This window comes from Bradyrhizobium sp. AC87j1, assembly GCF_002936975.1.
Lineage (GTDB): Bacteria > Pseudomonadota > Alphaproteobacteria > Rhizobiales > Xanthobacteraceae > Bradyrhizobium > Bradyrhizobium shewense.
The window spans coordinates 1-10274 of the sequence record NZ_PTFE01000164.1; the positions used below are offsets into that span (position 1 = coordinate 1).

The following is a 10274-nucleotide window of genomic DNA, read 5'->3' on the forward strand; positions in this document are numbered from 1 at the left end:
GGAAGGGAGGCCTCAGATTATGCGGAGTGAGAAAGAGGGCAGCAGGAACTAAACTGTTGATAACGAAGTGGGTCTCGGATTGAACGGCCGCACACTCCGCATAATCGTGGGCTCCGCATAATTGCGGAAGTCGACCGGATGGCTGGCCAGGAACACCTTCACACCAGAGGGGATCATGCCGATCGGACCGCCCGGATCACCCGCTGCAAATGTGCCTCCTCGACCTGCCGGCCGGCGCGCACGACCACCTCGCCAATGGCAATCTCGATCACTGCACCCGTCATAGACGCCACTGCGCCCGCATCACTCGAGTGCCGCGAGCAATAATGCCGCTCGGCCCGCGCATCGCGGCGCCAGGCGAACAGTTGCGAAGGGTGAATGCCGATCCGGCGGGCGATCGCCGATACGCTCGCGCCGGGCTCCAGCGCCTCTGCCGCAACTTGCGCCTTGAACTCGTCCGACCAGCGTCGCCGAAGCTGCCGCGGCGCTCCCTCAAGACGCTCGGCGACCGCTTCGATCATATGGAAGGTTCTAGTTTCAGAACTAGGCGCAGACATAGAAGCTCACATCGGCTCACAGACTCCGCAGCCGATAGCCGATCTCTCCGCCACTCTGCCAGATGGGGTCTCTTTGCCGCTTACGCAGCGTTGGGCGCCCCCTCGATTTTAACGCGATCGAGGGTGGCCCTGGCGTATCGCGCATCCAAAAACAAAGCCGACGTGTGGCGCGAGTGTGCGGATGAACAGGCGTGGGCACGAGGACTTTGGGCGGCCATTGCGCAGATATGCAATGATAGCCGCGCCAATGTCTGGCAGTATCGGCGTTCGTGCACGCTGTCGGCCCTCGGCGCGAATGAGTATCTCGCTGACGCGCCAGTCGATATCGTTGAGGGTGAGCGTCGCAACCTCGTCGGCCCACAGGCCGGAGCTTGGCCAACGGCAACAGAATGGCGCAATCGCGCCGTCCCATCACCGTCTTTCGGTCGCAACCGTCAAGAGCCTTCCGCACCTGAGCGGTAGGCAGATAGGTCGGTAGAGTTGCGAGCCTCCATCGGCGCATCTGATGGAACACAATCCGCCAACGAGCGCGAATTCAGCCCTCCATGGTGGAGGTAACGGAAAAAGGCAGGCAACGACCAGCACATCGCCTTGCCTGTTCCCGGGCTCCAATCCCGGGCGTGGCGCTCAACGTAGTCGATCACGTCCTCTTGGCTGATCTTGCACAGGGCGCCGGCGCTACCTCGTGCAGGAACCTGCGGATGACTGGGAAATGGCGGACCATGGACTTCGGGGCCAACCCGCGCTCTGATCGCAGATAGACATGAAAAGGGCGCTGTTGGGACGCAGAGGGTCAAAGTTAATTAGTCGAAATTGTCACGACTGAAGATCATGAAGGGACATCAGAATGTGGATTAGGCTACGCTAAAGGCCCGCGCTACATGCTCTGGTCCTCATATGGGTCAGAGCGACGTTTTGCAAGCGGTTTACCGCCAGAGCGATGAGCTGCAAGCCAGAATACCAATCGCGCGCAGCGCTGCAGCCGCCTTCGCCAGTGGTGTGACAACCTTGACGGTGCCGATTTCCTTGCTGGACATAGCGTCGACACGTTGCAGCAGTCTCGCGAAGCTGGTTATTTGTCTCTCCAGAAGAGCGATGTCAACATAGTCGCCCGGTTCCGTACTTAATAGGTACTGCGGCACGGTTACCAGCGCGATGTTTGGGATGCCTTTTAGATAGAGCGATTGGCCTTCGCCGAACTGAATGAGCGGGTTTGGGGCCGACACTCGCGGTGCTTGCCCGGTTGTACGCCATTCTGATTCAATGAGCGCCGTCAGCTGCGGGTTGGAGGCGTATAGCAGTTCGGGTTCGGGGTTCCCTGTCGGACCGTAGGTGTTTTTGATGGGATCATCACGGTATTCCCGAGCGCCGAGGTGCTCGATCACCAGACCTGCCACTGCGTGGCGATTTCCCGGGCCACCGGCCCACCACTGCGGGTGATCCCGCAACCAGCGCGAAGTGGCTTGGCCATGATCGGTGACCGCCGGGATTCGGAGGTGTCCAGCGGTTAACAGGAAGACGGCAGTGCGTGCCAATGGTTGAGCGACTACTTGGCGCGCGAGTTCGACCAAACCGATGTGGCCGTTCTCCTCGAGAATATTTGTACCGTCGCTGTGGCTTACCACGAGGATAGTTTCGTACGGGGCGCTGTTACCTTCCACGGCTGCCCATATTGTTCGCATGGTGCTGCCTCGCTCGATCACGGCGTCCAGGACGAGCGTCGCCGGCCTACGCCTCGAGGCGGCGCTCAGCACAAAGTCGGCCTCGTCTCCAGCCACGAAGACGCCTGGAATGTCCTGGTAGGGCAACGTGAACGGTAAATACTGCCCTTTGGCGTTAGAAGGGCTAATGCCACGCCAGGCGAAGATCACGGCCTCAACGCCAGCTCGTCGGGCACGTGTCAGACCAAGGCCGGCGATTGTCGTAGGCAGTAGCGGCATAGTGGTCTTGCCCCATGCATGCGCCCGATCCCAAGTCTTGACCACCGCACCAAACGGGAACTCACGATTGCGGACCTCGATGACCGCAATTCCTCCGCGTGCTTTGGTCCATCGCGGTATTGGACCACGCAATCTGTACAACCGCTTCTCGGTCCCAAGCGGGCCGGTGGTCCCGGAGTAGGGAAAGACCGAAGAGATCTCTACGTCGCGCCCGTCGATCTTAAGGCGCAGACGGTTCGGGTTTTCGGCAGGCATGCTCCAGCGATCGAAATGCAAGACGTCCTCGTGAACCCGCATACCGAACTCCGCCCACTGCTGTTTGACATGCTCGACAAGTTGGTCGTGGGTCTTTGAGCCGGAGATTCGGGAGCCAAGGGATTCCAGGTACATCAGCTCGGCGCGGATGGTATCGTGGTCCAAGACGAAGACCTCCATTCTTGCGGAGCCCGGCGGTAAAACAGTGCCCAACAACTTATATCGGAGCGACGCCACTCGATTGGTCGACGCCAGCGGCGGCTGGTTCTTTGCAAGGGGGGCTCATCGGTATCCGCTCCCTTCTTTCCTCAATCCACTTCTTGAACTTTCGGGGCCGCCGTTACGATCAGCGCTCAGGATACGGCACACACAATATGGCTGGCGTCGAACATGTTTGGCCGATCCCGTGACGGGCGTCAGAGTACAATGTGCAGGATGAACTGGCTTCAAATCATTTGCCAACTACGAGGCACATAGACATTGCTCACAGTTGCCATGCCTGGCACACCTGAAGCCGACAGCGCCTCATCGTCTCACGCCAATCATCGCCCTTTCCTCAGCCGTCATTTCCGCCCAACGGATTTTCGGTAACATCGCTTGCGATTGGCGGCTGCTCAAGCACCTGAGCAAACCGCCTTAAGAGGTCGATCGTGCTCGGCGACATTTCCGCAATGGGACCGGGTATATAGCGTGCGACCAAAGTAGGCGCGACGCCGCTCCTCGGCGTCATCCAGCAGCAATGGCAGGGTCTCGATTGCTTGCTCCCGTTCCAAGGTGGCGATGATGGTCTGCTGGCGCGTGATTGTAGTCAGACGGTCAGAAGCGACCGAGCGGAACGGCTGGTCTCGCGTCAAGACGCGTGACCAGCGATCGAGACGATCGCGGCGGATACCGCCGCGATCGCTCACAAGTAGCGCCATCATGCGAATGACGGCCTCGATGAAGCCGCCAGTCGCGATCATCTTAAGCGCAAACTGAACGTCCGGGCGCACCCGCAATTCCTCGAGCGTCTTTTGTCTCGCATGCACTTCGTAGCGACCACCAAAATAGTGCTGCAAAGGAGTGTTCCACATGCCGTGGAACATCAACTCATACATCATGTCGCGCAGCTCGCGCCAGAAGATCATCGCTTGCGCGATATGCTGCACATACAGGGCTTCCGCAAGCAGGAATGGATTATCCACTCTGGCCTTTGCTCGAGACTGACGAACCTGCTCGCTTATGGACTTGAAGCCAGCCAGCACCAGATTTCGCGAAGAGATTAGCGATCGCGACAGGCGTTCCGGGTGAACACTTCGGCTAGCTTCGGCCGTGAAGGTTGTGACGGCAGCTCTGACGAGGGGGCGCGCGATAGTGTGATAGATCTGTGCCTGAAGTTCAGACGCACGGTCGACCGCGCCGAAAGGAAACTCATCGCGATAGTTGTCGTTCAATGCACGGATGTCCTTGAAGTGGCGCTCGACTAGTTCAACGCTGAAGCTCTTTCGTCCATCATGTTCCTGAACATCCTTGACGCACATTTCGTAGAGCCCGGGCATCAACGCTTCGATTGCCTCAAGAGTGGTTGCAACTTGCCTGAACTCCCTATTGACAACTTTTGAAGAGACGAAGATGCCGAGGTGCCCGATGTCGTCATGCACCATATAAATAATGTGTTGACCGCGAAGGCGGATCTCCTCCTCGTTCTCGTAAATATCTGTGATCCAATTCAGAGCCTGCTGGGGCGGCGTCACTTTGTCCCCATGGCTGGCAAACACGATGATCGGTGCCCGGATCTGCTTGAGATCGACGTGCTGACGCTCCGATCCCAGATAGGCCATGTTTTTGCCGAGCCGGTTGCCGATGAACAAGTTTTCTAGAATCCAGCAGATCTCGTTTTCGTGCAGCAGGCAGAAACTGCTCCACCACTTCTCCGTGGCAAGGAAGCTTTCGCGCACCGTATCCACGTCGCGGAAAAGCTCGGCGTACTTTAGGAACAGCCGGCGCTCGGGATTGAGCATCTCGAAATTGTGTATGAGATTGGCCCCATCAAACACGCCGTTGCCAAGGTCAGACAGAAACATCGGGATCCAGACTCCGCCGAATATGCCGGCAATGTAGCGGAAAGTATTGTCGCCGATGTTTCCCGACACAGCCGTAACGGGTGATCCATTGATGACGATGGGCCCTGTCAAGTCAGGGTTTGTTGCGGCAAGAACGAGGGTCGCCCAGCCTGCTTGGCAGTTGCCAATAATGGCCGGGAGAGGGGCGCGCGGATGCCGGCGGATCACCTCTCGAACAAACGCCGCCTCCGCATAGGCTACATCAGAGAGTTGCTGATCCTCCTCCGGCTCGCGACGGAAGCTCACCAGATAAACCGGATGACCTTCACGCAATGCGACGCCGAGCTGACTATCGTGCTCATGGGCTCCGACACCCGCAGCGTGTCCCGCACGGGGAGGGATGATAACAAAGGGCCGACGACGGGAGTAGTCGATGGTAACATCTTGCAGCGGGATGATGCGCAGCAATACGAAGTTGGACTTTACGGGAAGATCCCTTCCGTCCATGATCTTCTCGTACTCGTAGAAAAGAACCGGCTGACAGCCTGCGGCCTCATGTTCAAGGAAGAGGTCGCCGCTTTCTCGGAGAAGATCGATTAGCAATATGGCGCGCTCGCCGGCGTCGCGGATGTATTCGCGCCAGGAAACGCCAAGCTGTCCATCGTCACGCAAGTTACGCAGATCGTTGGCCAGACGTTTGCCGCTTGCTAAGAGCTCGGGCAGGCGCATAAAGACCGTTTCGCAGCTGCGCTTAACCCGCAGTGTCCACCCGATTTGCAGAACGTTGATGGTCCTGGCACCTACCTCTATCATGCGATCGGCATGGGCTCTGAATGGGCCGTGGGTGAGCGCGTGCTCAAGTTCTGCACGTTGCGCTTTCATTGATTGGGCCAGGTTGGAGCGCTGGAACGAGTCAGACATGGCCTGACCTCCTCTGTTCTAGAGTAGATGCTTCCCGTAATGCTAATTCACGCTGTGGTGCCGGATTGCCTATCGATGGCGTCTTTCATCTGGCGAACTGCTCGCAAGCGAGGTCAAAGTGTGACCAAGAAAGCGTAACCTCAAGAATACGTTGTGCGAGCAGGGTGACTTTCCACCAGGTTCCCAGTCTCTCTATGCAAAGCCGATGCCAAGCATCGAGCGTAATGGAGAGACAAAGACGGCGAAGCTCGTTTTGTTCTGCTGCACATCTTTGTCCGATAGAAACCAAGGCTGTCAGAGATCGGACGCTGCGGGTGATCTTTGTTAGACAGCCAACGTCTTTACATTCCCTGATCCCCCTTGCAGGACCTCGCGAGCCGTGTAGCCGAGACAAAGCGAGAATAGAGTTGGCAGTGTGGGACGATGCAGCGTCGATCGGAGCGCACCGGCTTCGAGAAAACCTTATCCCGCGGACCGCGCTACCGACTTTGGACCGGTTCAACCGCGCTCCGCTCTTCACGGCACAACCGCATGCCGACATCGAGGCTGCGTGGCCATCGGCTGAAACATGGTCCCACAATATGAGCAGCTCAATCAGCAGGCGAGTTGGCACATCCGTTGCTTTTGCGGTCTGTAACGACTCGGTCGCTTAGCGCAGCACAGGATTGCGTCTCTCAGAATGATCTCAAACATGGAGAAAGATCATGGCGAATGAAACTAGACTATCCGTCACTAGGGAGGCTAGTGAACCCGCGTTCCTTCCTGAAGCATGGCGCCCACTCGAGGCATTGCGCCACGATGTGGATCGCTTGTTCGAAGACTTCTTTGGCGGCGAGTTCTGGCGCCGCTCGTCCCGTCCGCACGCTAGTCTTGAAAGGTCCGCTGCCAAGGTGGCCGCAAGCCCGGCAGTGGATCTTAGTGAAAGCGACAAGGCTTACGAGATTACAGCCGAGCTGCCTGGACTCGATGAAAAGGACATAGAGGTTCAAGTCGTCAATGGCGGACTGACCATTAAAGGTGAGAAAAACGAACACAAGGAAGAGAAGCACAAGGACTACTACGTCTCCGAGCGCAGTTACGGCTCCTTTACGCGCTACTTCGGCTTACCGGAATGTGTGGAGGCCAGTAAAATTGAGGCCTCTGTTAAGAACGGCGCCCTTCGGGTGACGTTGCCGAAAAACACTGAAGCTCAGAAGCCGCCCAAGAAGATTGACGTCAAAGCAGCCTAGGAGCCGACTTGTCCATGCGAGGCTGCCCTCAGCACGCAGGATCGCATCGAGCGCCAACAGCCGGTCGCAAGAAGGCAGCGAACACACTAGGTCGTGTACTCAAATTCGTCTAGCGGATCAGGGCGGACCATGATTCAAGCTACCGAACATCGGGGCTGGGATCATGCGCTACGACCTGACGGATTTCGAGTGGAGTGTTATCGAACCCCTTCTCCCGAAGGACCGTCGAGGTCGCAAGCCAGGCAACAACCGCCGCGTTCTCAACGGCATCTTCTGGGTCCTGCGCGCGGGAGCACCGTGGCGCGATCTGCCCGAGCGATACGGGCCTTATACGACCGCTTACAATCGCTTCAACCGCTGGCGCAAAGCCGGCATCTGGGACCGGCTGATGGATGCGGTCGTCAAGGCACACGATGGCAAGGTGCAGATGATCGACAGTTCGGTCGTGCGGGTCCATCAGCATGCTTCCGGGGTGAAAAAAAGAGTGGAGATCGCTGTGTGGGCCGAAGCCGAGGCGGCCTCACCACCAAAATCCACGCGCGCGTCGACGCGAAAGGCCGCCCGGTCCGCCTCATGATCACCCCCGGCGAGGCCCACGACGTGACGTGCGCCGAGGCCCTGCTCGACGGACTCGATGCGCGCGCCGTCGTCATCGCCGACAAAGGCTACGATGCCGATCGTGTTCGTGCCCACATCCGTAATCAAGGTGCGATCCCCAACATTCCCAACAAATCCAACCGAAAGAAGAGGTTCCGGTGGAAGAAGGCCATCTATCGCGAGCGCAACCACGTTGAGCGCTTCTTCAACAAACTGAAGCAGTTTTGACGCATCGCCACCCGCTACGACAAGCTCGGCGCCACGTTCTTCGCTTTCGTTCAACTCGCTTCCGTGCGAATTTGGCTCCGATCAATTGAGTCCACACCCTAGTGCGGCAGCGAACGCAGGCGGTCAACGCGTTGCGCGCGCATCTGGCAGATTGGGGATCATCGCCACCGCCGGCCTGGCAAAGGTTGAGGCGCTGGTCGCAATCATACGGGATGAGACAGATGCTCGCCTGCCCGCAGCAGCGCGCTTCGCGCTGATGGCTATTGCCGACGAGATTGAAGCTTCAGCCAACCAGATCGAGAGGCTCGAGCGCGCAATCGTCGTGGAGGCCAAGCGCGACGAGGATATGCGTCGGTTGACCACAATCCCTGGCGTCGGCGCCATTACGGCGGCGACCATCAAGGCGCTTGTGCCGGATCCCGGCGGGTTCAAGTCGGCTCGCCACTTTGCCGCCTGGCTGGGATTGACGCCGCGGTCTCATTCAAGCGGAGGCAAAGAGCGGCTGGGACGAATATCGAAGATGGGAAATCCGGAACTCCGTTCTCTCCTCGTTGTCGGGGCAACGGCCGTCTTGCGGGTCGTCCGAAACGACGCTCGGGCGCGGCCGTGGCTGAAGGCCCTTCTCGCCAGACGGCCCTTCAAGGTTGCCGCCGTCGCGCAGGCCAATAAGACGGCGCGGATCATCTGGGCGCTCCTGAACAAGGGCGGAATTTATCGGCGTCCCGACCCATTGGCGCTTACCGCGGTGACGCAGTGACCACCAAAACGATCTGACCGGCGCAGGCCGGCAGAGGGCAAGGTGCAACAACAGGCGATGAACCCTTGGGACGAAATCCCGAAACGAGTGAAGCTACTGCCCCCAATGCGCTCAAGCGCGTAAACTTGATTTGGCTCCTCGTTCCGCGGATCTCATCGAGGCCAGCGGCCATATTGTGCCGCGCGCAAAGGCCGCACATATGACCGCACCGTTCCAATGTATGAAATCGACTGAAAAAGCTCTTGCCTCGCGGGCCGTTCCACATATGGGGGCAAGGTCACGGTCGCTGGCGAGGATCGCGATTGAGTGATGCGTACCGAGCCGTCCCCGGGCGACTGCAGGGCTTCTCGTCCAGCAACAGGATCACGATCCGAGGCGTTACATTAAAGACAATGCTGGCGAATCGCAGACCGCGTGGCTAGGGCCAACAATCAATGCCGCTAACCCTGAGTGGGCCAGCCGGCTGATGGTGACCGCGTCGGACCAGGCACAGGGGGCTATCCGAGCTAATAGCAGTAGCACCCGTTTTGCACCTCCTGCTGCCAAGAAGATTGCGAACAGGAAGCGGGCCTGTCGTATCAGGTTGCGATCTGTCGGACGTCTGCGAGACGGCGGATCATCGCTCGATGACATTGCGGTCTCTGTAGGCCCTATCGCAGTGCTGCGGATGCTTGCGGCGCGGATTCGGCCGGATGGCAGCCTTGATGCGGCGTGCGGCCAACTCGTCGCGTAAGCTTCTAGAGCGGTTCCAGATCAAGTTGGCTTGTATCCGGCGGCTCCGAAATAGTTGGCACATTCGCGCGGCGTAGAGCGGTCGAGGCAACATCCGATGGCAGCCCACAGGCCTTCGACGGTCCGCTCGGCGGCCGTGCGCAGCAGCACTTTCAGCTTTGAGAAGGCGTTCTCGATTGGATTGAAGTCGGGACTGTAGGGCGGAAGATAGAGGAACTTTGCACCGGCAGCCTCGATCGCCGCGCGGAGGCTGGCGCCTTTGTGGCTGCCCAGATTGTCCATGACGACAATATCGCCCTGCTGCAATTCCGGAACGAGAGCGTGATCAATAGCGGCCTGGGACGCAGCTCCGTTGATCGGCCCATCGAGAACCATCGGCGCGACCAATCCCGACAGGCGCAGCCCGGCGACAAAGGTCGTCGTCTTCCAACGGCCGTGCGAGATGGAAGCGAGTAGCCGCTCGCCACGAGGCGTGCGCCCGCGGGTACGCACCATATTGGTCGACCCGGTGTCTCGTCGATGAAGATGAGCCTGTCGGGTCGAAGGCGAGCTGGCCGCCGGCCCATTCCTACCGCTTCTTCACGACGTCCGGCCGTTCTTGCTCGGCAGCGTGCGCGGTCGTTTTTTGAGCGTGATCTTCCGGCGCTGGAAGAAGCGCGACAAGGCGGAGACGCTGAAGACATGTCCATCGGTGGCGAGCACCGCCTTCAGTTCCTCCAGTGTGCTATCATCGCTAGCGAACGCCGATCCGCGCCCTGCGGCTTCGCCGTTACCTTGCCTGTCCTTCGCGCCTGCGCCACCCAGCGGATCGCGCTCGACGCGCCCCCTCAAAAGTGCGCCGCAGCCGCTCGACGCGACATACCGCCTTCAACAGCGGCGACTACGCGCTTACGAAAATCGACCGAAATGGATATCGCCATGCCCACCGGCCTCCTTCGCTGGCAGACAGCTTGAATCAGAACCAGCCTGATTTGGGAATCCCAAACGATTAAATCTGCTCGAGACCCGCTCTAACG

Annotated in this window: 4 protein-coding genes and 3 pseudogenes; 3 read left to right on the forward strand and 4 right to left on the reverse strand. The window is 59.0% G+C overall.

The features are described 5' to 3' along the window. Positions 1–173 precede the first annotated feature (173 nt). The 3 genes from CV770_RS43980 to CV770_RS39265 form a co-directional block, all read right to left on the reverse strand. The gene (locus CV770_RS43980; protein WP_283811416.1) at positions 174–521 is read right to left on the reverse strand and encodes a transposase; all 348 of its coding nucleotides are present in this window, start codon (positions 519–521) and stop codon (positions 174–176) included. A 962-nt stretch (positions 522–1483) separates the two neighbouring features. Continuing rightward, positions 1484–2917, reverse strand: a complete 1434-nt coding sequence (locus CV770_RS39260; RefSeq protein ID WP_201760241.1) for a hypothetical protein — start codon at positions 2915–2917, stop codon at positions 1484–1486. A 449-nt stretch (positions 2918–3366) separates the two neighbouring features. Beyond that, positions 3367–5715: a DUF3141 domain-containing protein gene (locus CV770_RS39265; RefSeq protein ID WP_245453994.1), complete on the reverse strand. Its 2349-nt coding sequence runs from the start codon at positions 5713–5715 to the stop codon at positions 3367–3369. A gap of 704 nt (positions 5716–6419) precedes the next feature. Between CV770_RS39265 and CV770_RS39270 the strand changes: the two genes are divergently transcribed. The 3 genes and pseudogenes from CV770_RS39270 to CV770_RS39280 all read left to right on the forward strand — a co-directional run. Next, positions 6420–6944, forward strand: coding sequence for an Hsp20/alpha crystallin family protein (locus tag CV770_RS39270; protein ID WP_104466134.1), 525 nt, complete (start codon positions 6420–6422; stop codon positions 6942–6944). A 163-nt stretch (positions 6945–7107) separates the two neighbouring features. After that, positions 7108–7871: pseudogene (locus tag CV770_RS39275) on the forward strand (IS5 family transposase). After that, positions 7868–8526: pseudogene (locus CV770_RS39280) on the forward strand (IS110 family RNA-guided transposase); the annotation flags it as partial. The pseudogenes CV770_RS39275 and CV770_RS39280, both read left to right, overlap by 4 nt. A 753-nt stretch (positions 8527–9279) precedes the next feature. Here CV770_RS39280 and CV770_RS39285 read toward each other — a convergent pair. Next, positions 9280–10178 (reverse strand): annotated as a pseudogene (locus CV770_RS39285) (IS630 family transposase). Between the last annotated feature and the right edge of the window lie 96 nt (positions 10179–10274).

Excerpts from the sequence above, each read along its gene's own strand:
- CV770_RS39265 (WP_245453994.1), bottom strand. The coding sequence starts at position 5,715 with ATGTCTGACTCGTTCCAGCGCTCCAACCTGGCCCAATCAATGAAAGCG.
- CV770_RS39270 (WP_104466134.1), top strand. The coding sequence starts at position 6,420 with ATGGCGAATGAAACTAGACTATCCGTCACTAGGGAGGCTAGTGAACCC.
- CV770_RS43980 (WP_283811416.1), bottom strand. The coding sequence starts at position 521 with ATGATCGAAGCGGTCGCCGAGCGTCTTGAGGGAGCGCCGCGGCAGCTT.